This window comes from Dactylosporangium sp. NPDC051541, assembly GCF_044454505.1.
Taxonomy (GTDB): Bacteria; Actinomycetota; Actinomycetes; order Mycobacteriales; family Micromonosporaceae; genus Dactylosporangium.
Genome location: NZ_JBITDU010000005.1, coordinates 575,705 through 599,365, shown reverse-complemented (window position 1 = coordinate 599,365; position 23,661 = coordinate 575,705). Strand labels below are relative to the sequence as shown.

Genomic DNA, 23,661 nt, shown 5'->3' with positions numbered 1-23,661 from the left:
ACGGGCTCCAAAAGCTGTGATCAACTTCCGGTACCACGTGGTGTCGCTGGCCGCGGTGTTCCTGGCCCTGGCGATCGGCCTCGTCGTCGGGACCGCGGCGGCCAACGGCCCGCTCACCGAGAACCTCAACGAGCAGGTCAACACGCTCACCGACGACAAGTCTCAGCTGCGCGACGACCTCGAGCAGTCGCGGGCGGAGCTGAAGAAGAACGCCGACTTCGCCACCGAGGTCGCGCCGATGCTGCTGGCCAACAAGCTGCTGAACAAGAACATCCTGCTGGTCAAGCTGGACGGCAGCGACAGCGGCGACGTCAACACCGCCACCGACGGCGTCGCGACCATGCTCGCCACCGCCGGGGCGAAGGTCGTCGGCACCGTGACGGTCAAGGAGAAGTTCACCGCCCCGGCCAACAGCGCGATGCTGCTGGACCTGGCCGAGTCCTCGGCCCCGCCGAGCGTCAGCGGCGCCCTGCCCAACCAGGCCAACGGCGTCGACACCTCGGCCGCGCTGCTCGCCGCGGTCCTGTTCGGCAAGGCCGGCACGCCGCAGGTCGAGGGCACCCGCACGGTGCTGTCGGCCTACGAGTCGCAGGGCTTCATCGGCCTCGACGGCGACCTCAAGACCCCGGCCGAGGCCGCGATCATCGTCGCCGGGGCCCCGGCCAGCGGCAAGGACGCCAAGGACCGCAACGCCGCCGTGCTGACCGTCGCCACTCGCTTCGACCTCGCCACCCGCGTCGTCGTCGCCGGGCTGTCGGCCAACGGCCTGGTCGGCGCCGTCATCGGCGACGCGACCGTCAACAAGTCCATCTCCACCGTCGACAACGCCGTCACCGCCTACGGGCAGGTCGCGGCGGTCATGGCCCTCACCGAGCGGCTGGCCGGCAAGAACGGCCACTACGGCAGCGGCGACGGCGCCAACAGCCTCCTGCCGAAGACGGCGAGCGTGACCAATGGTTCGTAACCTCATCCAGGGGGCCCTGGCCGGCCCGGTCGGCGGCGGCGTCGCCCGCGCTGTCCTGCGCGCCCTGCACGGCCACCCGGCCCTCAAGCGCACCAACTTCCGCGGCCGCACGGTCTCGCTCGCCGGTGGCCCGGCCCTCGCCGCGGGCGCGACCGCGGGCGCGATCGTCCACCGCCCCGAGCACGCCGCCGCGGCCGCGATCGCCGGCCTCGGGTCGGGCGCCGTCGGCCTCTACGACGACCTGGTCGGCGGCCGGCCCGAGCACGCGGCCAAGGGCTTCAAGGGCCACCTGGGTGCGCTGCGCGAAGGCCGCGTCACCAGCGGCTTTGTCAAGATCGCCGGGGTCGGTGCGGCCGGCCTGGCCGCCGCCGCCCTGCTGCCCCGCAGACGAAAAATCGACGTGCTCCTGGGAGCCGGGGTCATCGCGGGCGCCGCCAACCTGTTCAACCTGCTCGATCTTCGCCCCGGAAGGGCTTTGAAAGCCGGATTCCTGGTGGGTACTCCCTTGAGCGCGACCGGCCCCCTGGGCGCTGCGGGTGCGTTGCTGCCCGCGGACCTCAACGAGGAGATCATGCTGGGCGACGCCGGGGCCAATGCGCTCGGCGCCCTCCTCGGCGTCGCGTACACCGCGAAGACCGGCACCCTCGGCCGCCTCGCCGCCCTCGCCGGGCTCGTGGCGCTGACCGCCGCCAGCGAGAAGGTCAGCTTCACCAAGGTCATCGAGGGCAACACCGTGCTGCACAAGATCGACCAGTGGGGCCGCAAGCCGATCGAGCCACCGGTCGCGCCGCCGGTCGAGAAGCGCAAGCCGTCTCCCTACCCGCGCGGGTGACGCGGAGCCGGATCTTCGGCGCGGCGGCCCTCGTCGCCGGGCTCACCATCCTGGCCAGGATTGCCGGATTCGCCCGCATTCTCGTGTTCAACTCGTCGGTCGGGACCACTCGGCTGGGTGACGCCTACCAGGCCGCGAACACCATCCCGAACATCATCTTCGAGCTGGTCGCCGGGGGCGCCCTCGCGAGCCTCGTCGTGCCGCTGCTGGCCGGCAAGGACAAGGCCACGGCCGGGCGGACCGTCGGCGCGTTGCTCACCTGGGTCGTGCTCATCCTCACGCCGGTCGCGCTGCTCGTCGCCCTCTTCGCCCACCCCCTCGTCGGGCTGCTCACCAGCGGCCAGACGGCCGACGTCACCGACGCCGGGGCGCGGATGCTGCGGGTCTTCGCGCCCCAGCTGCCGCTCTACGGGGTCGGGATCGTGCTCACCGGAGCGCTGCAGACCTACCGGCGCTTCGCCTGGCCCGTCATCGCGCCGCTGCTGTCGAGCCTGACCGTGATGGGCGTGTACATCGCGTTCGGTGCCGCCGCCGGGCGCGGGGCCGACCTCGCGACCGTGGACGACGGGGAACTGTTGCTGCTCTCCGGCGGTACCACCGCCGCCGTCGCGGTTCTGTCGCTCTGCCTGGTCGTGCCGGTCGGCCGGCTCGGGCTCGGCGTCCGGGCGGCGACCCGGCTCGACGTCGGCTCCATCGCGACCCTCAAACCCCTGGTCGTGGCCGGGATCGTCACCGTCGGGACGCAGCAGCTCGTGCTCGGGCTGGCGATCAACCTGGTCAGCTACAGCCCCGACGACGGCGCGATCGTGGTGTACAACCTGGCCCAGACGATCTTCCTGCTGCCCTGGGCCGTCCTCGCCGTGCCGGTCGCGACGACGAGCTACCCGGCGCTGGCCGAACGGGGCGCCGCCGGGGACCGGGCCGGGTTCGCCGCCCGCCTCGCACCCGCCGTGCGCGTCGTGGTGATGCTGTGCGCCCTCGGCGCGGCCGGGCTGATCGTGCTGGCCCGGCCGATGGCGGTCCTGCTCGCCGCCGCGTCCTCACACCCGCCCGCCGTCGGGCCCCTGGCCGCCGGCATCGCCTGGTTCGCGCCCGGGCTGGTCGGCTACGGGCTGTTCGCGCTGCTGTCCCGGGCCCTCTACGCCGGCGGCAACGCCTACCCGGCCGCGGTCGCCACCGCCACCGGCTGGGCCGCCGCCGCGGTCGCCGCGCTCACCCTGGCCACCGCCCTGCCGCCGGCCGACCGGGTCGCCGCGGTGGCCGCCGCCAACTCGATCGGCATGCTCGTGCTCGGCGCCGCCCTGCTCGTCGCCGTCGCCCGGCGGGCCGGCCGGGAAGCGCTCGCCGGGACGGCCCGGACCGTATCGATCTGCGTCGTCGTCGCCGCCGCCGCCACCGGCGCGGGACTGTTGCTGCGCTCCCACCTGGCAACCCCGGGTGCCGGCGGGGCCGTCGTGCAGGGCATGCTGTGCGGAGTCGTGGTGGCGGTGGTGTTCCTCGCCGGGGTGGCGGTCGGGGACCGCTCGACCTTGCAGCGGCTCGCCGGAAGAAAGGCAGGATAGTGGGCGCCCGCATCGCGTTGGTTCTGGGCTCCAGCACGGGTGGCATCGGGCGGCACGTGGCCATGCTGGCCGACGGGCTGGTCGCCCGCGGGCACGACGTCAGCGTGCACGGGCCGGCCGCGACCGACGAGCAGTTCCGCTTCGCGAGCCGCGGTGCGACGTTCGTACCCGTCGAGATCCCGCCCAGCCCGCAGCCCGGCGACGTGCTCGCCGTGCGCGCCCTGCGCCGCTCCGTCCGCGACGCCGACGTGATCCACGCCCACAGCCTGCGCGCCGGGCTCGTCGCGGCCCTCGCTCGTCCAGGCGGCACCCCCCTGATCGTCACCTGGCACAACCTCGTCCTGGCCACCGGTTTGCGGGCCCGTCTCTACCACCCGCTCGAACGGCGGGTGGCCCGGACCGCCGACGTCACCCTGGCCGTGTCCAGCGACCTCGCCGCCCGCGCCACCGAGCTCGGCGCCCGCGACGTGCGGCTGGCCAAGGTCCCCGCGCCCGTGCCCGGGCCGGCCCGCCGCACCCGCGACGAGGTCCGGGCCGAGCTCGGCGCCGAGCCCGGCCAGCCGTTCATCCTCGCGGTCGGCCGCCTGCACCCGCAGAAAGGGTTCGAGACCCTCGTCTCCGCCGCCGCCCGCTGGCGCGACCGCGACCCCGAGCCGTTCACCGTGATCGCCGGCTCCGGCCCCGCCTACATGTCCCTCGCGCAGCGGATCTCCGAGGAGCACGCCCCGGTCCACCTCCTCGGCCACCGCACCGACGTGCCGGACCTGCTCGGCGCGGCCGACCTCGTCGTGGCGACCAGCGTGTGGGAGGGCCAGCCGCTGTTCATTCAAGAGACATTGGCGGCGGGGGTACCGCTGGTCTCCACCGCGGTCGGAGGCGTCCCCGAGGTCGTGGGCACCGCCGCGCGGCTGGTCGAGCCGGCCGACGTCGACGCCGTCCACGACGCCGTCGTCGCGCTGCTCGACGACCCGGCCGCCCGCGCCGAACTGGCCCGCCAGGGTCTGGCCCGCGCCGCCACCTGGCCCACCGAACGCGACGCGGTGGACCAGGCCGAGGCGGTGTACGCCGAGCTGCGCGCCCGCGGGGCCAGCTGATGCGGCGGTGGCTGCACCGGTTCGCGCCCGCCCTGCTGGCGCTGCTGGCCGGGCTCCTCGGCGTCGCCGCGCTCATCCCGCGCCCGGCCGCCGCCCCGGCCCAGCCCACCGCCGACTACGTGATCATCGTCGGGGTCGCGGGGCTGCGCTGGGACGACGTCAACGCGGCCGACACCCCGGCCATGTGGCAGATGGCCCAGGGCGGCGCGATCGGGGCGCTGTCGGTGCGCTCGGCCCGCCGGATCACCTGCGCCGGCGACGGCTGGCTCACCCTCGGCGCCGGCAACCTCGCCGTCTACACACCCGGCCCCGTCACCCCCGAATGCCCGCCGCTCGAGGTGCCGATCACCACCAACGGGGCCAGCGGCAGCGCCACCCTGCCCGACCAGGCCGACCTCGTCAGCCGCAACCGGGCCCTGCACTGGGGTGCCCAGCCCGGGGCCCTCGCCGAGGGCGTGCGCTGCACCACCGCCGTCGGCCCGGGCGCGGCGATCGCGGCCGCGCGCCCCTACGGCCGCGTCGACAAGTACGCCGAAACCCTCGACGACACCGCCCTCGACGCCTGCGCCCTCACGCTCGTCGACGTCGGCGCGATCGACGGCGACGACCCGGTCGCGCGGGCCGCCGACGCCCGGCACGCCGACGCCGCCCTGGCCGGCGTGCTCGCCGCCCGCCCCGAACACTCCGTCGTCATCCTGGCCGGCCTGTCCGACCTCGACGCCACCAGCCGGCTGCACGTCGCCATCGCCCAGGGCCCCGGCTTCACCAGCGGCTGGCTGACCTCCCCGTCGACCTCCCGCCCCGGATACATCCAGGTCGTCGACCTCGCCCCGACCGCCCTCGCCCTGCTCGACCGGCCCATGCCCGTCTTCGCCGGGGGCGCCGCGGCCGCCATCGGCAGCGGCCGCCCCACCGACGTCGCCGCCGCCGTCAACCGCCTCGCCGACGCCGACCGGGAGGCGTCCGTGCAGCGTCGCGTCGGTACCAACTTCTTCCAGACCCTGGTCGTCGCCGAGCTGCTGCTGTTCCTGCTGGTCGTCCCGCTCCTGCGCCGGGCCCGACGCCCGGCCGGCCCGCAGACCCGCCGCCCCGTGCCCCGCACCGTCGTGCGCGCCGCCGAAGTCCTGCTCATCGCCGCGTCCCTGGCCGTGCCGGCCGCCCTCGTCGCCGACCTCCTGCCCTGGTGGCGCTGGCCGCACCCGGCCCTCGCCTTCGGCGGCATCACCCTGGCCGTCACCGGCGCCGCCACGTTCGCGATCGCCTTCCTGACCCGCCGCAGCCGCGCCATCGCCCCCCTCGGCGGCGTCTCCGCCGTGGCCGCCCTGGCCGTCGCCCTCGACGTGCTGACCGGCTCCCGCCTGCAGCTCAACGGCGTCGCCGGCTACTCCGCGGTGGCCGGCGGCCGCTACGCCGGCGTGGGCGTCATCGGCCTCGGCCTGCTCATCACCGGCGCCCTGCTCGGCGGGGCCGCCCTGGCCCAGCGCTTCGAACGCCGCTGGCGCCCCTTCGTCATGGCCGTCATCGGCGCCGTCGGCATGGTCGTCATCGGCAGCCCGTACCTCGGCGCCGACGCCTCCGGCGCGGTCGCCCTCACCGCCGGCGTCTGCCTGGCCGCCGCCATGGCCGTCGGCGGCTGGCTCACCATCACCCGCCTGCTCTGGGCCGCGGCCGCCGCCCTGTTCGTGAGCTCCGGCTTCGCGATCCTGGACCTGTTCCGCCCGGAAGAGCAGCGCAGCTCCATCGGCCGCCTCCTGGTCCGCACCCAGGAAGGCACGGCCGGCTTCATCGCCCGCCGCATCGCCGAAGCCGACGTGGTCACCACCGTCACCAGCCCGCTCACGTTCCTCGTCCTGGGCTGCCTGATCTTCTCCACATTCGTGCTCCTGCGCGACTGGGGCGGCCTGCGCCGCCTGCTCGGCGTCTTCTCCCCGGTCCGGGCCGCCCTGTCCGGCCTGGTCGTAGCCTGCCTCCTGGCCGGCGTCGTGGACGGGGTGTCCTTCAACGTCCTGGGCGCCGCCCTGGCCACGGCGCTGCCGCTGGTGGTGCTGTCCTGCCTGCGCGTCCTGGAACACGCCGACGACCGCACCCCCGCGCCGGGCGTCTCGGAGGAGTCCCTGACCAGCTGAGCCTCGGCGGCCCGGATACCGGGCCGGGCCCCGGCTGCCATGATGGCGGGATGGCGGGATGGCGGAGCCGTCGACGTGGAGAGTGGGCGACCACATCGACGGGGGTTACCACGTCCGGCGCGTGCACCGGGGCGACGGCCTCGACGACGGGCCCCTGCCCCGCATCGTCGGCATCGCGCTGCAGACCGCCCGGGGCCTGCAGCACGCGCATGAGCACGGCCTGGTGCACCAGGACGTGAAGCCGGCCACCGCCCGGCCCCCCAGGACCCGGCGCGCAGCTTGCTGGTGTCCCGGGGCGGGTTCACCCCGGCGTACGCGTCGCCGGAGCAGACCGCCGGGCGGCCGCTGAGCCGGCGCACCGACGTGTGGAGCCTGGCCGTGACGGTGCTGGAAATGTTCACCGGCGGGGTCACCTGGTCGAGCGGGGCGGCGGCGCCGTATGCGCTGGAGGAGTACCGCCGCAACGGCCCGCCCGAGCCGTGGCTGCCGCCGATGCCCGCTCCCGTGGCCGACCTGCTGGCCCGCTGCCTGCGCCTCGACCCGGCCGAGCGGCCGCACACGATGGCGGCGGTTGCCGCGGAGCTCCTCGCGTTCTACGAGCAGACCTGGGGCCCGTACCCGTACAACGCCGACTACCCGGCCGACCTGCGCGCCGGCGAGCTCACCAACCTCGCGCTGTCGCAGCTGGACCTGGGCCGGCCCGAAGCCGCCGACCTGGCCCTGACCGCGGCGCTGCGGGCCGACCCCCACCACCCGCAGGCGGTCTACAACAGCGCGCTGCTGCGCTGGCGCCGCGCCGAGATCCGCGACGACGCGGCCGTCGCGGAGCTCGCCGACGCCCGGGCGGCCGCGCCGGACCCGGACATGGACGACCTCCTGGCCGGCATCGATCGGGAGCGCGGCGTGGTCGACGGCGACGGCGGGGCCCGGCCACGCAAGCCGCCGCGCGGGGTCAGGCTCATCCGGCTCGCGCCGGGCGGACGCCGGGCGATCGGCCGGCGTCGGTGGACACCCGCGTCCACGCTCGTGATCTGGGACGTCGAGGACAACCGCGAGCGGTGGGAGCTGCCCCGCCGGCCGTCGCCGGTGAGCGCGGCCGCGGTGACCGCCGACGGCCGGCGGGCGGTGCTCGGCTCGACCGACGGCACCGTCAGCGTCTGGCACCGCGACCCGGGCCCGGCCGGGCCGGTCCTCTCCGGTCATACCGGCCCCGTGCTGGACGTGGACGTCAGCGCGGACGGGCGGCTCGCCCTGTCCGGCGGGGCGGACGGCACCGTTCGCGCAGTCCCGTCCTCAGACCCGGGCCGAGCTCGCCATGGCCCAGGAGAGGGCCCGCCGGCTGCTGGCCGCGGCCGAGCGGGGCCCATGGACGAGCGGCGGGACGCCGAGGCGCTCGGGCTGCTCCGCCAGGCCCGCGGCGTGCGCGGCCACCAGCGGTCCGGTCCAGTGCTCGACGCGTGGCGGCGGCTCGCCGATCGGTCGGCGGTCCGGACCGGCCTGCGCACGGTGTGGCCCGCCGCCCCGCCGACCGGCGCCGACCTCACCTGGCCGGCCGGGCCGGGCGCGGACCGGCTCGGCCCGGACGGGCGGTTCGCCGTCTCCGCGGGTGACGGTGCCGAGGTGCGGATCTGGGATCGGCGGGCCGGGGCCTGCCTGCGGGTGCTGCCGACCGTCGCCCGGCCCGTGGCGGTGCGGTTCGGTGCCGGCGGCTGGTCCGTGCTGGCCCGCACCGCCGACGGCGACGTGCTGGCCTGGGAACTCGACTGGGACCTCGGCTGAGGACCCGGGTACCTACTGGGGAGCCAGGGCCTCGCGCGCGCCACCCCGGACCGCGGCGATCGCCGGGATCGTGATGGCGATCGTCATCGCGACCAGGGTCGCGCCGCACAGGACCAGGGCCTGGCGGGCGTCGACGGTCGGTGTGAACGGCATCCCGGCGGCCCGCAGGGAGCCGGCGATCGCCAGGACCGCGGCGACCGCGCTGAACGTCGCCAGGATGAGGGCGGTCAGCGCGTACAGCACCGCCTCGTAGCCGGCCATGAGCAGCATGTTCCGCGGTGTCGCACCCGCGGCTCGCAGGACCGCGAACTCCCGCCGCCGCGCGGGCGCGTTGAGCAGCACGACGGCCACGCTGCCGACCGCCGTGAGCAGCGCCAGCGGCGTCAGCATCAGGTAGGTGTCGAAGGTGTTGATCTCGCCGGGGGAGCCGCTGGCGGTGATCGAGGCCTGGAACGTACCGGCGATGCCGAACATGATCCCGTACAGGCTGGCGCCGATCATGAGTGGGACGACCGCGGCGGTGCTGTGGGTGATCCGGTGTGCGGCCGAGTGGCGGGCCAGGAACCACGCCGTCGACACGCGGGGCGGCACGAGTGCGCTCCACAGCCGGATCATCAGCGCCAGCCCGGCCGGTGCGGCCAGCGCGATCGTGACGGCGACGGCCACGCCCAGGTTGACGGCGATGCTGGCCCCGGCGTTGATCAGTTCGGGGTCGCCGCGCATCGCGCCGTTGACCCCGATGGACGCCGCGACCATCCCGCCGATGGCGAGCACGCCCAGGCCGGTGAGGACCCAGCGGCCGGCCGACATCCCGTGCCGGGTCGGTGCGGGCGCCCGGACCGCCTCCACGGCCGGGACCCGGGCCGCTCGCCGGGCCGGTCCGACGGCCCCGGCGACGCAGACGGCGACGGTCAGCGCCAGGGTGAACGCGAGGACCGGCGGCCCGGGCGTCGCGTCCACGTGCGTCCCCGCGCCGGTGACGGTCGCGACCAGGAGGTTGACCACCGGCTCGGTCGCGGCCAGGGCGATGCCGAACCCGGCCGCGGTGCCGGCCACGCCGATCGCGGCGACGTGCAGCAGGATGACCAGGCCGACCTGCAGCGGCTGGGCGCCGGTGAGCCGCCAGCGGGCGATCCGGACCCGCATCGCGTCGATGGTGGCCGAGCTGACGGTGCCGAGCACGACCACGGCCGCGAGCGCGGTGCACACGTAGAGGATGTAGGCGGCCGCGCGGACCTCGGCGACCGTCGTGCCGGCCCGGGCGGCCGCCGCGGCCACCGCGGGCGTGTCGACGGCCCACCAGTGCCCGGCCGCGACCGCGATGAGGGCGGCGGCGATGGTGGTGACCATGAGCGGGCCGATCCAGAGCCGCCAGTCGGCCCGCAGTTCGGCGACGGCGAGGCGGATCACTTCGCACCCCGCACGAGCGGCGCGCCGGCGGGGGCCATCGCCCGGCGGATCTCCTCGGCGCTGGGGCCGGTGAGGGTGGCCGACAGCAGGCCGTCGCGCATGACCAGGACGTGGTCGGCGAGGCTGGCCGCGTCGAGGTCGTGGGTGACCATGACCACCGTCCGCGACCCGTCGGCCAGGGCCCGCAGCCGGGCCAGGACGACCGCCGCGGTGTGTGTGTCGAGGGCGCCGGTCGGCTCGTCGGCGAAGACCAGGCCGGCGTTCGTGGCGAGGACCCGGGCCAGCGCGACCCGCTGCTGCTCACCGCTGGACAGCAGGGCCGCGCCGGTGCGCTCCCGGCCCCGCAGGCCCATCTCGGCCAGGAGGGCGTCGGCGGCCGCGAGGTCGACCCGGCCCCCGGCCAGCCGGCGGGGCAGCACCACGTTCTCCCGGGCCGACAGCGACGGGATCAGGTTGTAGGTCTGGAAGACGAAGCCGATCCGGTCCCGGTACAGCCGGGCCACCGCCCGCGCCCGCAGCCGGGACAGGTCGTGGCCGAGCACCGTGACCCGGCCGTCCGTCGGCCGCTCCAGCCCGGCCAGGCAGAACAGCATGGTCGACTTGCCGCAGCCGCTGGGCCCGACGATCGCGGTCATCGCGCCCGCCGGGATCGCGGCCGTGATGCCCCGCAGGACGGGAACGGTGCCGAACGTCTTGGCCAATGCCTCGACGTGAATCGCCGGTGTTGTCATGGGTTCCATCCCACCGGCGGCGGGGGTCGGCGGGCACTACGGCCGACCGCCGTCCCGCGTAGGGAAAACCCCACCTCGGTACCCCCGGTTCCGCCATGTCGCCGCCGGTCCACGGCCCGTAGCGTTGGCGCCCATGTCCTCCGTCCGCGCCTGGTCGGCCGTCCGGGGTTCGCCGCTGCGGTTCGTGCGCAGCCGGTGGCCCTGGACCTGCCTGCTGTACACGTGCGTCAGCGCCGTGGTGGTCTGGGTCAGCCTGGTCTTCCTGCCGCTGCTGCTCACCTTCCCGGCCTGGGCGACGATCCTGGCCGCTTTGGAACGGCGTCTGGTGGTACTGGTCGGAGCCCCGCGAATCCCGCAGGGCCCCCGGCGGCGAGGGCTGTGGTCGCCGCTGCTCTGGCGCGAGATCGGCTTCGCGCTCGCGCAGACCATCCCCGGCGTCCTGGCCCTGGTCCTGCTGGTCCTCGCGTTCTCGGCGGCCTTCACCGCGATCGTCACGCCGCTGCTGGCCGGGTCCGGCCGCCCGGCGCGCATCACCGACGGGTTCGTGGTGACCGGCTACCCCGGCGCCGCCGCGGTGACGCTGCTGGGCCTGGCCGCGCTGGTCGCCCTGGCCTACGGCTGGGTGCTGCTGGCCTGCGCCCAGGCGGCCCTGGCCACGACCCTGCTGTCGCCGCGCCTGGAGGAGCTGCAGACGCAGGTCGTGAACCTGGCCCGGGCCCGGATCGCCGAACTCGACCGGTTCGAGCGGGAGCGGCAGCGCATCGAACGCGACCTGCACGACGGTGCCCAGCGCCACCTCGGCGTCGTCAGCCTCCGCCTCGGCCTGCTCGAGCTCGACCTGCGCGCGGCCCTGCCACCGGGCGCCGCCCTGGAGTCGGCCCTGGCCGGCCTCGACGCCGCCCGCACCGAGGCCGAGCTGGCCCTCGACGCCCTGCGCGACACCGTGCACGGCATCCGCCCGCGGACCCTCATCGAGGACGGGCTCGCCGTGGCCCTGCACGAACTGGCCGCCCGCCTCCCGATCCCGGTGACGGTCGACGCGGCCGGGATCGGACGGCTCCCGGCCGCGGTGGAGTCGTCGCTGTACTTCATCGCCAGCGAGGCCGTGACCAACGCGCTCAAGCACGCCGCGGCGACCCGGCTCGACCTGCGCCTGACGATGACCGGGGACCGGCTCAGGATGACGGTCACCGACGACGGTCGCGGGGGAGTGGACGCGGGCCGCGGTACCGGAATCATCGGCATGCGGGAACGGGCCACACTGCTCGGCGGCGAGCTGACCGTCGACAGCCCGGTGGGCGGCCCGACCACGGTCAGCGTCGAGGTCACCCCGTGATCCACAATGGGCGGCATGCGAGTGGTGATCGCCGAGGACACGGCGCTGATGCGGGAAGGCCTGACCGCGCTGGTCGAGCGGTTCGGCCACGAGGTCACCGCGGCCGTCGCCGACGCCGATGAGCTCCGCCGCGCCGCCGCCGCGCTCACCCCCGACGTGGTCATCACCGACATCCGCATGCCGCCCGACAACACCGACGACGGCTTCCGCGCCGCGCAGGCGATCCGCGCGAGCCACCCGGCCACCGGCATCCTGATGCTCTCGCAGTTCCTCGGCGACTCCTACGCCACCCGCCTGCTGCGGGAACCGGCCCCCGGCGGCGTCGGCTACCTGCTCAAGGACCGCGTCGGCCGGGTCGCCGACTTCATGCACTCCCTGGAGCTCGTAGCCGCCGGCGGGGTCGTGATCGACCCGAAGGTGATCCAGCGCTCCATCGACACCGGCCGCCCCGGCACCCTGGCCGTCTTGAGCACCCGCGAGCGCGAGGTCCTGGCCCGGATGGCCGCCGGCGACACCAACCAGCAGATCGCGGAGGCCCTCCACGTCTCGGACGGCGCCGTGGTCAAACACATCGGCAACATCTTCGCGAAGCTCGGCGTCCAGCCCGAGGACGGCAACCGCCGGGTCCTGGCCGTCCTCACCTACCTGCGCTCCACCGCCCCCGACCCGTCCTGACCGTGCTCGCCCAGGATGGGGCGGTCGGAGCTGCGGGAGCGGCCGCGGAACTCGGCCAGGACGGTGGCGTCGGCGGTGCGGTGGACGGTGACGTCGTAGAGGCCTGAGCGGCCGCGGCGGCTGCGTTCCACCGCCGTGGCCGTCAGTTCGTCGCCCGCGCGGGCCGGCTCCAGGAACGACACGTCGGCGCCGGCGGCGACGGTGACCCGGTCGTACGTGTTGCACGCGAACGCGAACGCGGTGTCGGCCAGGAGGAAGACGTAGCCGCCGTGGCCGATCGCGTGGCCGTTGAGCATGGCCGCGGTCACCGTCATCGTGGCGGTGGCGCGGCCGGGGGCGACGGCGCTGATGGTGATGCCCAGGGACTGGGAGGCGGTGTCGGTCGCGTACATCGCGGCCGCACACGCCTCGGCCAGTTCCTGCGGCGTCACCGCGCGTCGGCCGCCGGGCGGAGGGTGGCCCAGTCGCGGGCCTTTGCCTGGGCGGCGGCCAGGACCCCGATGACGCAGGCGGCGTTGGTGATCTCGCCGCTCAGGGCCATCGCCACGGCCGCGTCCAGGTCGACCCAGTGGACCTCCAGGTCGGCCTCCTCGTGGGCGCGCTCGTAGGTGTCGCTCGCCGGCTTCGGGGCGATCTCGCGGGCCAGGAAGAGGCGGATCTTCTCGTTGGAGCAGCCGGGCGAGGTGTGGACCTCGGCGAGGAGGTCCCAGCGGGCCGCAACCAGGTCGGCCTCCTCGGCCAGTTCGCGGGCGGCCGCGTCGACCAGGGGCTCGCCGGGCACGTCGATGAGGCCGGCCGGCAGTTCCCACAGAACCTGGCGGACGGCCGGGCGGTACTGGCGGATCAGCGCGACCTTGCCGTCGCCGTCCAGGGCGACCACGCCGACGGCGCCGATGTGCACCATGTAGTCGCGGTCCACCACATCGCCGCCGGGCATCTCCACGGCGTCGGTGACGATGGAGAAGACCCGGTTGCGTAACCGCTCGGTGTGCGAGCGCACCTCGTACGTGTTCGTCATGCGTCCACCGTTTCCAATTCGACGGGAAGGCGGTCGGCGGCGTTGTAGGTGACCGCGGCCCCGACGAACGCCGCGAACAGCGGGTGTGCGCGGGTCGGGCGGCTCTTGAGCTCCGGGTGGGCCTGGGTGGCGACGAAGAACGGGTGCTGGTCGCGGTCGAGCTCGACGAACTCGACCAGGCGGCCGTCCGGGGAGGTGCCGGAGATCCGCAGGCCGGCGGCGGTCATCGCGTCGCGGTAGGCGTTGTTGACCTCGTAGCGGTGGCGGTGGCGCTCGGAGACCTCGGTGCTGCCGTAGGCGTCGGCGGTGAGGGTGCCGGGGACCAGTACGGCCGGGTAGGCCCCGAGCCGCATGGTGCCGCCGAGGTCGCCCTTGCCGGCCACGATGTCGTGCTGGTCGGCCATCGTCGAGATGACCGGCTCGCCGGCCTCGGCGTCGAACTCGAGCGAGTTGGCCCCGGCGATGCCGGCGACGTGGCGCAGGACCTCGATGGTCATGCACTGCAGGCCCAGGCACAGGCCGAGGGTCGGGATGCCGCGCTCGCGGGTGTGCTGGGCCGCGCCGATCTTGCCCTCGATGCCGCGCACGCCGAAGCCGCCGGGGATGACGACGCCGTCGACGCCGGACAGGGCCTGGGCCGCGCCGGCGGGGGTGGTGCAGGCGTCGCTCGGGACCCAGCGGATCTCGACCCGGGCGCGGTGGGCGAAGCCGGCGGCGCGGACGGCCTCGGTGACCGAGAGGTACGCGTCGGGCAGGTCGACGTACTTGCCGACGATCGCGACGGTGACCGTCTGCCGCGGGTGGTGCACCCGGTCGAGGAGGTCGTCCCACTTCTTCCAGGCCACATCGCGGAACGACAGGCCGAGACGGCGCACGACGTAGGCGTCCAGGCCCTCCTCGTGCAGCACACGGGGGATGTCGTAGATGGACGGGGCGTCGGGCGCGGACACGACGGCTTCCGCGTCCACATCACAGTACAAAGCCAGCTTGTTCTTGGTCTTTTCGGGGATCTCCCGGTCGGACCGGCACACCAGCGCGTCGGGCTGGATGCCGATGCTGCGCAGGGCGGCGACCGAGTGCTGGGTGGGTTTGGTCTTGAGCTCGCCGCTGGGGGCCAGGTAGGGCACCAGGGAAACGTGCAGGAAGAAGCAGTTGTCCCGGCCGATGTCGTGGCGGACCTGCCGGATGGCCTCGAGGAAGGGCAGCGACTCGATGTCGCCGACGGTCCCGCCGACCTCGGTGATGACCACGTCCGGGGCGGCGTCGTCGCCGTCCGGCTCGGACATCGCCCGGATGCGGGCCTTGATCTCGTTGGTGATGTGGGGGATGACCTGGACGGTGTCGCCGAGGTACTCGCCGCGCCGCTCCTTGGCGATGACGGTCGAGTAGATCTGACCCGTCGTCACGTTGGCCTTGCGGGACAGGTCCTGGTCGAGGAACCGCTCGTAGTGCCCGATGTCCAGGTCGGTCTCGGCTCCGTCTTCGGTGACGAACACTTCACCGTGCTGGAACGGGTTCATGGTGCCGGGGTCGACGTTCAGGTAGGGGTCGAGCTTCTGCATGACGACCCGTAGCCCGCGCGCGGCGAGGAGACTGCCCAGGCTGGAGCCGGTGAGGCCCTTGCCGAGCGAGGAGGCGACGCCCCCGGTGACGAAGATGTGCTTAGCCTGCCGGCTGGCACCGGTCCGTGCTGATGAGGACAAAGCCTGCTCCCGTGGGGTCTGTCACGCTGCCGAGTCAGCGATCCACGGGAATCCAGCCTAACACCAGGTAAACGGGGGTGGAGAAGACGCACCGCGGGTCACACACGTCACATGTCACGCAGTAGCGATGTCGCGACTTTCCCAGGTGCGCCTCTCGGGCCTCGTGCGGGCCACGACGAGCATGGCTTTGCCCAGCTGGGAGGTGCTGGTGGCGATGCCGGGGGCGAGCCGAACGAGCAGCGCGGACACCGGCGTCAGCAGGGTGTAGAGCACCCGGAACGTCCGGACTTTGGACCGCGCTCCGTGCTGCGGCTGGATGAACCCGGGGCGGAAGGCGTACCCGTGCAGGTCGAGCGCGGCCACGTCGTCCTCGGTGCGGCCCTTGACCCGCTGCCACATCTGCCGCCCGTCGCGGTTGGTCCCGGCGCCGGAGACGTAGACGAACACGGCTCCCGGGCTCTGCTCGGCGATCCGACGCGCGGCCGCCATGGTGTAGTCGTAGGTGATCCGGGTGTAGTCGGCCTCGTTCATCCCGACGGAAGAAACGCCGAGACAGAAGAAGCAGCTGTGGTACTGACTGAAGTCGACGTCGCCGAAATCGCTGAAGTCCCGGTGGATGAGCTCGCGCAGCTTGGGGTCGGCGACGCCGGTCGGGGTCCGGGTCACGACCAGGACCTCGGAGACGTCGGGGGCCAGCAGGCACTCACGCAGTACCCCCATGCCCACCATGCCCGTAGCGCCGAAGACGATCACCTTCATGGGTGTCATTGTGCCCGGATCGCGCTGAGGGTGGCGTTCTCCAGGGTCGTGTACAGGTCCGAGTCGGTGAAGTCCGGTTCGGTCTCCTCGCCGATGTACACGTCGACGTGCTTGTTCCCGCCGAGCCCAGGTGTGAACTCGTCGACGATCGTCCAGGTGGGGGCCTTGAGCTTCGCGCACACGTCGGCCGTCACCTCGGCCGTGCCGCAGCGCTGGACCGTGAACCGGCTGCCGGCCTTGAGCACGCCGGCGTCGGCGGCGGCGGAGATCCAGGGGCGCAGGGGGCGGCCGTCGGTGTCCCGGGGTGCGGTGTCCATCCAGTAGCCGGTGTCGTAGGACCAGTTGAGGTACCGGCCGTCGCTGGTTCTGCCCGTGCCCTCGTCCTTGACCGCCTTGACGAACGAGGCCGGGAAGCTCCCGAGTTTCTGCTGGTTGCGGTTCTTGCCGCAGTCGATGGTGGGGCAGCCGCTGACCTCTTGCGCTTTGTCGGTGTGCAGCTTTTCGACCGCCGTGTAGTAGACGGTGACCTCCCAGCCGGTCAGCTCCACGGTCTGGCCGCTGGTCACGGCCGGGACGGGGGTTTCCGACGGTGTCCCCGGATACGCGCCGGTCTCGGGTGGGTGGCCGGGGGTTTCGCTGGTCAGAGCGGCCGGTGGCGTTTCGTCGCCGCCTCCGCACGCCGCCAGGAGGAGCGCCGTGAGGAGTGCGAGCGATTTATACGACATGTCGGAAATTTTGTCATTCTTCCGGGCGTCGTCGTTGCTGCTTGCGGCGCGCGGTGTGACGCTTCGACTCCAGACGGCGTTCGACGGCACCCTTTGAGGGCTTTGTCCGTTTGCGCGGTCTGGGCGGCGGGGCGATCGCGGCCGCGACCACCTCGACCAGCCGCATCTCCGCCGCGCGCCGGTTCTGCAGCTGCGAGCGGTGCTCGGAGGCGGTGATCGAGAGCACCCCGTCGACGAGACGGCCCTCCAGCCGCTGCCGAGCGCGGTCCTTCAGCGGCTCCGGCAGCGCGGCCGTCGCGAGCAGGTCGAAGCGGAGTTCGACCCGCGAGTCGGAGGTGTTCACCGACTGCCCGCCGGGCCCGCCGGAGCGGCTGAAGCGCCAGCTCAGCTCGGCCCGCGGCAGGGCGATGTCATCGGTCACCCGCAGGTCGTCGTCCATGGCCCCTAGCATGCGGGGCACGGAATGCATGTTGCACCGCAGGGTGACTTGGCGCCGGGCCGGTCGCGGCTGGGTATACGCTCGGCGATGCGAGGCGCAGCGGAAAGGTGACACCGTGGCTGAAGCCGTTCAGACGACGGCGCTGCTGGTCGAGGACTTCGACGTCGCCCTCATCACGCCCGTCCGCCACGCCGTGAGCCACGGCGCCACCGCGGCCGGGCTGACCGGGCAGCGGCACGAGGACTTCGTGCTCGCGGTCAACGAGATCGTCACCAACGCCGTCCGCCACGCCGGCGGCGGCGGCACGCTGCGGATGTGGCTCGCCGACGGCCTGCTGGTCTGCGAGGTCGTCGACAAGGGCGCGGGCATCCCGGTGGAGCGCCTCGACGGCGAGGCCGCGCTCCCGCCGAGCAGCGCGGTCAGCGGGCGCGGCCTGTGGCTGGCCCGCCACCTGGTCGACGAGGTCACCGTGACCACCGGCGAGGCCGGAACAATCGTGCGGCTGGAGTCGGCCGTCGAGGACTAGGCCGGCGGACAGCGCCCGGTCAGTCGACTTCGTCGACGTAACGCCAGGCCCCGCCGACCTTCAGGAACCGGCTCTTGTCGTGCATCCGGCCCGAGCGGCCGTCGGTGACGTACCGGGCCTGAAACTCGACGATGCCCTCGGTGTCGAACAGCCCGCCGCCCTCCCGCGCGAGGATGGTCAACCCCTGCCAGTTCTGGTCGTGCTCCAGGGTCAGGGCCCGCGGCTTGGTCTTGTCGTGCCAGGTCCGCAGCAGAAACCGGCGGTCGCCGACGACGTACGCGCTGTAGCGGGCCCGCATCAGCAGCTCCGCGCTCGGGGGCTCGGCGCCACGGTGGTACTGGCCGCAGCAGTCGTCGTACGACTCGCCGAGGCCGCAGGGACACGTGCCGGTACCAATGCCGCCGCTGTTCATGTCGAATATTGTTCCCGATGTGCCTGCGGTGACATCCCGCGGACACGCTTGAACGCCGCACTGAGCGCGAACGCGCTGCCGTAACCCACCTTCCGGGCCACTGCGGCCAGCGTCGCCTCCGGTTCGAGGAGCAGGTCGGCGGCGAGCGCGAGCCGCCACCCGGCCAGGTACGCCATCGGCGGCTCACCCACGAGCTCCGCGAACCGCCGCGCCAGCAGCGCCCGGGACACCCCGGCCTTCGTCGCGAGCTCGGCCACCGTCCAGGGGTGGGCCGGGTTGTGGTGCAGCAGCTGCAGCGACGGCCCGACCAGGGGGTCCGCCTGGGCCCGGTACCACGCCGGCGCCCCCGATGACGGCCGGGCCAGAAACGTCCGCAGCGCGGTGATGAGCATCAGGTCCAGCAGCCGGTCGAGCACCGCCTCCTGCCCGGCCCGGTCCTTGGCGATCTCCTCGGCGAGGATCCCGAGCAGCGGCGTGTCCCACTCGTCCTTCGCCACGACGAGCACCCGTGGCAGCGCCGACAGCAGCCGCCGGCTCACTTCGCCGGAGAGTTGATAGGCGCCGGTGATGACAAGCGTCAAACCTGCTTCGTGGGTACCCCACGTGCGTACGCCGAGGTGCATGACGTCCGCGAGATCCACCCCGTCCGGCGTCGTGCACCGCTGCCCGGGATGGATGACGATCTGCGGCGCGGTCCCGGGCGGCTCCGCCACCGTGTAGGGCTCCGGCCCGCGGATCACCATCACGTCCCCCGGCCCGGCCGCGACCGTCTCGCCGTCATCCCCGACGTAGTAGGCCGCCCCGCGCACGACGGCCGCGATGGACAGCGCCGCCTCGTCCTGAATCCGCAGCGACCACGGCGGCGTCAGCACCGACCGCAGCAGAAAGGCCCCCCGGGCCCGCGGCCCGTCCAGCAGTGCCGTCAGCGCATCCACACCGTCAGAGCGTAGACGCCGGCACATGCATCAGCGCGCTGCGACCATGGTGCGTCCACGGCCGACCCCGCTTCACTGAAACACATGAGAACCGTCGCGCTAGCCGCCACAACCCTGCTCCTCGGCCTCTCCGCCGGCGTCTTCTTCGCCTACTCCACGTCGGTCATGCTGGCGCTGCACCACGTCGAGGACCGCACGTTCATCGACGTCATGCAGAACATCAACACCGCCATCCTGAACGGCTGGTTCCTGACGGCCTACGTGGGCGCCTTCCTCCTGGCCATAGCCACCACCCTGCTGCACCTGGGATCAGGCCACCGGGCCCCGCTGCCCTGGCTGCTCGCGGCCACGATCCTCTACGGCGTCGCCTTCGTCGTCACGGCAACGGTGAACGTCCCCCTGAACAACACCCTCGATGCCGCCGGCCCGGTCGCGGCCATCACCGACCCGTCCGCCGTCCGCGCCGCCTTCGAGGGCAGGTGGGTGACGTGGAACCTGGTTCGCACGGTCGCCTCGGCCGGCTCCTTGCTGACCATGGCCATCGCCCTCCTGCGCGCTTAACGTGGTGCGGTGAGTGTTGATGTCGCTCGGCTGCAGCAGGTCTTCACGGACGCTGAGCTACGGGCCGATGTGGATGTGCTGCAGGAGCTGCTGGCCGATGACTTCCGGTCGATCGGGGATCAGGGGTTCGTGCTGGACAAGGCGGGGTGGATCGGGAAGTTCGCGGACTTCGCCTACACCGGCCTGGACTGCAGCGACGTCGAGGTCAGCCGGTATGACGGGGCGGCCATCGTGCGGTATGTGCAGCGGAGCCGGTCCGTCTGGCAGGGGCACGAGATGGCGTTGCGCTCGCGGGTCAGCCAGACGTGGGTCGAGCAGGCCGGCGGGTGGAAGCTCGCGGGCGTGCAGTTCAGCACCCTCGCGGACTAGCCCATCGGCTGGAAGGACCAGCGTTCGTCGAGGGCGCCGTTGCAGTCCCAGATGACCAGGCCGGTGCCGGGGGCCGGGTTGCCGGCGGAGATGCTGGCGCACTTGTTGCTGTTCGGGTTCAGGAGGCGGTAGCCGCCCTGGTCGGCCACGAGTTTCCAGAGTTGGCCGGTGTCGGCGTGGCAGTCCCAGATCCAGACCTGGGCGCCGTTGTCCTTCGAGTTGTTGCTCACGCTCAGGCAGCGGTTGTCGGCGGCGTTGATGAACTGGAAGACCTCGGTGCTGTCGCCCATCGCCTGGGGCACCCACAGTTCGGTGGCGTTGTTGCCGTCGCAGCCCTGCTGGGTGGTGTTGCCGCCGTTGCCGCCGTTGGCCTGCAGGCACAGGCCCGAGTGGGCCGGGCGGAGCAGGGTCGGTTTGGCGGCCAGGATCGCCGGCTTCTTCGCCGGGGTGGCGCTCGGGGTCGGCGATGCCGACGGGGCGGCCGACGCCGGCGGCGGTGGGGGAGCGGCCGATGATGCCGTGGCCGGTTGCAGCGGGGCCTGCGGCGCTGTCGTCGTCTTGGGGTCGTCGGACGTGAACGCCTGGACCGCGAAGACGATGCCCGCGATGACCGCCAGGAGGGCCACGCCGGCCGCGCCGAGCAGGAGCTTGTCCGGCTTCGGAGCTGGGAGTTCGGGGCGGGGGCCGCCATACACGGTCATGGGTTGTGAGGATAGATCACATGTGAACGGATCAGTGCGACAGGAACAACGTGTCAATCCCGCCGGGCAGGTGTTCACACTGTGCTGCCGACGGGCCTCCCAAAAGGGCCATAAACTCCGGCTTGTGCACACAGCGTAATGGGGCGCTGAGTGGAGAGGGGTCCGAACGTGAAGGTCGCAATTCCGCGCGAGGTCAAGAACCACGAGTACCGCGTGGCGATCACACCCGCCGGCGTCCACGAGCTCGCCGCGAACGGGCACGAGGTCTTCGTCGAGGCCGGGGCCGGTCTGGGGTCGTCGATCGGCGACCGGGAGTACCGCGAGGCCGGCGCCACGATCCTGCCGACCGCCGACGACGTCTGGGGCGAGGGCGAGCTGGTCCTGAAGGTCAAGGAGCCCATCGCCGAGGAGTACCACCGGATGCGCGCCGGGCAGGTCCTCTTCACCTACCTGCACCTGGCCGCGTCCCGGGACTGCACGCAGGCGCTCGTCGACCGCAAGGTCACCGGCATCGCCTACGAGACCGTCGAGCTGCCGGACCGGTCACTGCCGCTGCTCGCCCCGATGTCGGAGGTCGCCGGGCGGCTGGCCCCGCAGGTCGGCGCCTACCACCTGATGCGGGCCGGCGGCGGGCGCGGAATCCTGCTCGGCGGGGTGTCCGGCGTCTACGCGGCCAAGGTCGTCGTCATCGGTGCCGGCGTGTCCGGGCTGAGCGCGGCCGCGATCGCGATCGGCATGCAGGGCGAGGTGCTCCTGCTGGACAAGAACATCTCCCGGCTGCGCGCGGCCGACGCGATCTACCAGGGACATCTGCAGACGATCGCGTCGAACGGGTACGAAATCGAAAAGGCCGTGCTCGATGCCGACATGGTGATCGGGGCGGTCCTCGTCCCGGGCGCGAAGGCACCCAAGCTCATCAGCAACGACCTGGTCAAGCGCATGAAGCCGGGCAGTGTGCTGGTCGACATCTCGATCGACCAGGGCGGCTGCTTCGAGGACTCGCGCCCGACGACCCACGACGAGCCGACCTACCGGGTGCACGACTCGATCTTCTACTGCGTGGCGAACATGCCCGGCGCGGTGCCGCACACCAGCACGTACGCGCTGACGAACGTCACCCTGCCGTACGTGCAGGAGCTGGCCAACCGGGGCTGGCGCGAGGCGATGCGCCGGGACCAGCCGCTGGCGCTCGGCCTCAACACGCACGACGGGCACGTGACCTACGGCCCGGTCGCCGAGGCGCACGGCATGGAACACATTGCCCTGGACCGCGTCCTGGCATAGAACACGATGGTGGATCTGCGCCGCTCCGTCGACTCCTACCTCGACCACCTCACGGTGGAGCGGGCGCTGGCCGCCAACACGCTGCTCTCGTACCGCCGCGACCTCGACCGCTACCTCGAGTGGCTGGTCGCGGCGGGCATCACCGACCTGTCCACGGTGACCGCCCGCGACATCGCCGCGCACGTCGCCGACCTGCGCGCACCGGCCGGCGACACCCCGCCCCTGTCCGCCTCGTCGGCCGCGCGCGCCGCGAGTGCGGTACGAGGGCTGCATCGCTTCGCGCTCCTGGAAGGGCTCACCCCGACCGACCCGTCACGCGAAGTCAAACCGCCGGCACTGCCGAAACGCCTGCCCAAGGCGCTGGACGTCGACCAGGTGACGCGCCTGCTGGCAGTACCCGAGCACGGCCCGCTCGACCTGCGCGACGCCGCGCTCCTGGAGTTCCTGTACGGCACCGGCGCCCGCATCTCCGAAGCCGTCGGCCTGGCCGTCGACGACCTCGACCTGGACGCGCGGCCCGGGATGGCGGTCCTGCACGGCAAGGGCGGCAAGACCCGCCTCGTCCCGATGGGCAGCTACGCGCGCACCGCCCTGGACGCCTACCTGGTGCGGGCCCGGCCGGCACTGGCCGCGAACGGCACCGGCGGGCCCAACGTATTCCTCAACGCCCGCGGCGGCGCCCTGTCGCGGCAGAGTGCCTGGACCATCCTGCGCAAGGCCGCCGAACGCGCGGGCCTGCCGGTCGACGGCTCGTCGGGAGTGTCACCGCACACGCTGCGTCACTCGTTCGCCACCCATCTCCTCGACGGCGGCGCCGACATCCGGGTCGTGCAGGAACTGCTGGGCCACGCTTCAGTGACGACTACGCAGGTGTACACGCTGGTGACCGTCGACCGCCTACGCGAGGTGTACGCCACGGCCCACCCACGCGCACGTTAAGCCGAGCACTCGGTCCCAGCCACGCGCACGAGCGGTCGGACACTCCGTCCGAGCCGAGCGCACGTTCCGTCGGCCGCCTGGCGCATGTTGAGCTGAGCACTCCGTGCTGCCCACGATAAGTCGGGAGCTCCGTGCCATGACTTATCGGACATATCACGATTTATCGTGGTTGAATTTGTCAGGCCAACGCTTGTTGGCTTATCGTCGTCGGCATGACTGGTCGCCGCTCCGACGCCACGCGGGCGGCGATCCTGCGGGCCGCTCGGGTCCGGTTCGCCGAGGACGGGTATCAGCGGGCGACGATTCGGGCCATCGCGGCCGATGCCTCCATCGATCCGTCCATGGTCATGCGGTACTACGGCAGCAAGGAGCGTCTTTTCGCGGCCGCCGTCGACATCGATCTGCGGATGCCGGACCTCGCGGGGCTGCCGGCCGGGCGGATCGGGCCGGAGCTCGTCCGGCACTGGGTGCGGCGCTGGGAGGATGACCCGACCGGCGATGTGCTGCTGACGCTGCTGCGCTCGGCGGCCACCGACGACACCGTCGCGGAGCGGGTGCGGGGCGTGTTCCAGCAGCAGATCGTGCCGGTCGTGCGGAAGCTCAGCGGGGCCGGGGAGGCGGAGGCCCAGGAGCGGGCCGGGCTGCTGGCGACGCAGATGCTCGGCCTGGCGATGTGCCGGCACATTCTGCGCATCCCGCCGGTCGCGGCGATGACGACGGAGCAGGTGGTCGAGCGAGTGGGGGCGACCGTGCAGCGGTACCTCACGGCCGCCCTCTGATT

General features: G+C 73.1%; 25 protein-coding genes. 14 read left to right on the top strand and 11 right to left on the bottom strand.

From position 1 onward, the window contains the following. Window positions 1-16 precede the first annotated feature (16 nt). The 6 genes from ACIA8L_RS26505 to ACIA8L_RS26480 all read left to right on the top strand — a co-directional run bounded on the left by ACIA8L_RS26505 (window position 17) and on the right by ACIA8L_RS26480 (window position 8,357). Window positions 17-964, top strand: a complete 948-nt coding sequence (locus ACIA8L_RS26505) for a copper transporter (protein ID WP_395909018.1) — start codon at window positions 17-19, stop codon at window positions 962-964. Continuing rightward, on the top strand, window positions 954-1,796 hold the full coding sequence (locus ACIA8L_RS26500) for a hypothetical protein (RefSeq protein WP_395909017.1): 843 nt from the start codon (window positions 954-956) through the stop codon (window positions 1,794-1,796). The genes ACIA8L_RS26505 and ACIA8L_RS26500 overlap by 11 nt, the downstream gene beginning before the upstream one ends. Then, complete coding sequence (murJ, locus tag ACIA8L_RS26495) at window positions 1,793-3,358, top strand: murein biosynthesis integral membrane protein MurJ (protein WP_395909016.1); 1,566 nt, start codon at window positions 1,793-1,795, stop codon at window positions 3,356-3,358. Before ACIA8L_RS26500 ends, murJ begins: the two co-directional genes overlap by 4 nt. Further along, window positions 3,358-4,452 (top strand): glycosyltransferase family 4 protein, encoded by a 1,095-nt coding sequence (locus ACIA8L_RS26490; RefSeq protein ID WP_395909015.1) that lies wholly within the window; start codon window positions 3,358-3,360, stop codon window positions 4,450-4,452. The genes murJ and ACIA8L_RS26490 overlap by 1 nt, the downstream gene beginning before the upstream one ends. Beyond that, window positions 4,452-6,578 (top strand): hypothetical protein, encoded by a 2,127-nt coding sequence (locus ACIA8L_RS26485; protein ID WP_395909013.1) that lies wholly within the window; start codon window positions 4,452-4,454, stop codon window positions 6,576-6,578. The genes ACIA8L_RS26490 and ACIA8L_RS26485 overlap by 1 nt, the downstream gene beginning before the upstream one ends. Before the next feature lie 285 nt (window positions 6,579-6,863). Continuing rightward, on the top strand, window positions 6,864-8,357 hold the full coding sequence (locus tag ACIA8L_RS26480; protein WP_395909012.1) for a protein kinase: 1,494 nt from the start codon (window positions 6,864-6,866) through the stop codon (window positions 8,355-8,357). Between the two features lie 12 nt (window positions 8,358-8,369). On the opposite strand, the gene ACIA8L_RS26475 is transcribed toward ACIA8L_RS26480, so the two are convergent. Together ACIA8L_RS26475 and ACIA8L_RS26470 are read right to left on the bottom strand one after the other, a co-directional pair. Further along, on the bottom strand, window positions 8,370-9,767 hold the full coding sequence (locus ACIA8L_RS26475) for an FtsX-like permease family protein (protein WP_395909011.1): 1,398 nt from the start codon (window positions 9,765-9,767) through the stop codon (window positions 8,370-8,372). After that, window positions 9,764-10,498 carry an ABC transporter ATP-binding protein gene (locus ACIA8L_RS26470; RefSeq protein WP_395909009.1) on the bottom strand — a complete coding sequence of 245 codons (735 nt, stop codon included), beginning with the start codon at window positions 10,496-10,498 and terminating at the stop codon, window positions 9,764-9,766. Before ACIA8L_RS26470 ends, ACIA8L_RS26475 begins: the two co-directional genes overlap by 4 nt. Window positions 10,499-10,631: 133 nt before the next feature. On the opposite strand from ACIA8L_RS26470, the gene ACIA8L_RS26465 reads away from it, so the two are divergent. Both ACIA8L_RS26465 and ACIA8L_RS26460 read left to right on the top strand, forming a co-directional pair. Next, window positions 10,632-11,834, top strand: coding sequence for an ATP-binding protein (locus ACIA8L_RS26465; protein WP_395909008.1), 1,203 nt, complete (start codon window positions 10,632-10,634; stop codon window positions 11,832-11,834). Window positions 11,835-11,849: 15 nt separating this feature from the next. Next, window positions 11,850-12,509, top strand: coding sequence for a LuxR C-terminal-related transcriptional regulator (locus ACIA8L_RS26460; RefSeq protein ID WP_395909006.1), 660 nt, complete (start codon window positions 11,850-11,852; stop codon window positions 12,507-12,509). Here ACIA8L_RS26460 and paaI read toward each other — a convergent pair. The 6 genes from paaI to arfB all read right to left on the bottom strand — a co-directional run bounded on the left by paaI (window position 12,476) and on the right by arfB (window position 17,153). Continuing rightward, a complete protein-coding gene (gene paaI, locus ACIA8L_RS26455; RefSeq protein ID WP_395909051.1) occupies window positions 12,476-12,901 on the bottom strand; it encodes a hydroxyphenylacetyl-CoA thioesterase PaaI in 426 nt (141 codons plus the stop codon). The genes ACIA8L_RS26460 and paaI overlap by 34 nt on opposite strands. Before the next feature lie 35 nt (window positions 12,902-12,936). Beyond that, window positions 12,937-13,527, bottom strand: coding sequence for an NUDIX domain-containing protein (locus ACIA8L_RS26450; RefSeq protein WP_395909004.1), 591 nt, complete (start codon window positions 13,525-13,527; stop codon window positions 12,937-12,939). Beyond that, on the bottom strand, window positions 13,524-15,230 hold the full coding sequence (locus ACIA8L_RS26445; RefSeq protein WP_395909002.1) for a CTP synthase: 1,707 nt from the start codon (window positions 15,228-15,230) through the stop codon (window positions 13,524-13,526). The genes ACIA8L_RS26450 and ACIA8L_RS26445 overlap by 4 nt, the downstream gene beginning before the upstream one ends. Before the next feature lie 114 nt (window positions 15,231-15,344). Continuing rightward, window positions 15,345-15,989 (bottom strand): epimerase, encoded by a 645-nt coding sequence (locus ACIA8L_RS26440; protein WP_395909000.1) that lies wholly within the window; start codon window positions 15,987-15,989, stop codon window positions 15,345-15,347. A 5-nt stretch (window positions 15,990-15,994) separates the two neighbouring features. Beyond that, a complete protein-coding gene (locus ACIA8L_RS26435; RefSeq protein ID WP_395908999.1) occupies window positions 15,995-16,714 on the bottom strand; it encodes a hypothetical protein in 720 nt (239 codons plus the stop codon). Between the two features lie 13 nt (window positions 16,715-16,727). Beyond that, on the bottom strand, window positions 16,728-17,153 hold the full coding sequence (arfB, locus tag ACIA8L_RS26430) for an alternative ribosome rescue aminoacyl-tRNA hydrolase ArfB (RefSeq protein ID WP_395908998.1): 426 nt from the start codon (window positions 17,151-17,153) through the stop codon (window positions 16,728-16,730). Window positions 17,154-17,268: 115 nt separating this feature from the next. On the opposite strand from arfB, the gene ACIA8L_RS26425 reads away from it, so the two are divergent. After that, a complete protein-coding gene (locus ACIA8L_RS26425; RefSeq protein ID WP_395908997.1) occupies window positions 17,269-17,679 on the top strand; it encodes an ATP-binding protein in 411 nt (136 codons plus the stop codon). Between the two features lie 19 nt (window positions 17,680-17,698). Here ACIA8L_RS26425 and ACIA8L_RS26420 read toward each other — a convergent pair whose 3' ends face one another. Together ACIA8L_RS26420 and ACIA8L_RS26415 are read right to left on the bottom strand one after the other, a co-directional pair. Then, a complete protein-coding gene (locus ACIA8L_RS26420; protein WP_395908995.1) occupies window positions 17,699-18,091 on the bottom strand; it encodes a YchJ family protein in 393 nt (130 codons plus the stop codon). Then, window positions 18,088-19,026, bottom strand: a complete 939-nt coding sequence (locus ACIA8L_RS26415) for an AraC family transcriptional regulator (RefSeq protein WP_395908994.1) — start codon at window positions 19,024-19,026, stop codon at window positions 18,088-18,090. The genes ACIA8L_RS26420 and ACIA8L_RS26415 overlap by 4 nt, the downstream gene beginning before the upstream one ends. A gap of 84 nt (window positions 19,027-19,110) precedes the next feature. On the opposite strand from ACIA8L_RS26415, the gene ACIA8L_RS26410 reads away from it, so the two are divergent. Both ACIA8L_RS26410 and ACIA8L_RS26405 read left to right on the top strand, forming a co-directional pair. Further along, window positions 19,111-19,587 carry a DUF1772 domain-containing protein gene (locus tag ACIA8L_RS26410; RefSeq protein WP_395908993.1) on the top strand — a complete coding sequence of 159 codons (477 nt, stop codon included), beginning with the start codon at window positions 19,111-19,113 and terminating at the stop codon, window positions 19,585-19,587. Between the two features lie 9 nt (window positions 19,588-19,596). Next, complete coding sequence (locus ACIA8L_RS26405) at window positions 19,597-19,956, top strand: DUF4440 domain-containing protein (RefSeq protein ID WP_395908991.1); 360 nt, start codon at window positions 19,597-19,599, stop codon at window positions 19,954-19,956. On the opposite strand, the gene ACIA8L_RS26400 is transcribed toward ACIA8L_RS26405, so the two are convergent. Beyond that, window positions 19,953-20,657: an RICIN domain-containing protein gene (locus ACIA8L_RS26400; protein WP_395908990.1), complete on the bottom strand. Its 705-nt coding sequence runs from the start codon at window positions 20,655-20,657 to the stop codon at window positions 19,953-19,955. The genes ACIA8L_RS26405 and ACIA8L_RS26400 overlap by 4 nt on opposite strands. Window positions 20,658-20,825: 168 nt before the next feature. Here ACIA8L_RS26400 and ald point away from each other — a divergent pair, with 168 nt between their 5' ends. The 3 genes from ald to ACIA8L_RS26385 all read left to right on the top strand — a co-directional run bounded on the left by ald (window position 20,826) and on the right by ACIA8L_RS26385 (window position 23,659). Continuing rightward, a complete protein-coding gene (gene ald, locus ACIA8L_RS26395) occupies window positions 20,826-21,941 on the top strand; it encodes an alanine dehydrogenase (protein WP_395908989.1) in 1,116 nt (371 codons plus the stop codon). Window positions 21,942-21,947: 6 nt separating this feature from the next. Next, the gene (locus ACIA8L_RS26390) at window positions 21,948-22,880 is read left to right on the top strand and encodes a site-specific tyrosine recombinase XerD (protein ID WP_395908987.1); all 933 of its coding nucleotides are present in this window, start codon (window positions 21,948-21,950) and stop codon (window positions 22,878-22,880) included. 212 nt (window positions 22,881-23,092) lie between these two features. After that, window positions 23,093-23,659 carry a TetR family transcriptional regulator gene (locus ACIA8L_RS26385; RefSeq protein WP_395908986.1) on the top strand — a complete coding sequence of 189 codons (567 nt, stop codon included), beginning with the start codon at window positions 23,093-23,095 and terminating at the stop codon, window positions 23,657-23,659. The last annotated feature ends 2 nt before the right edge of the window (window positions 23,660-23,661 follow it).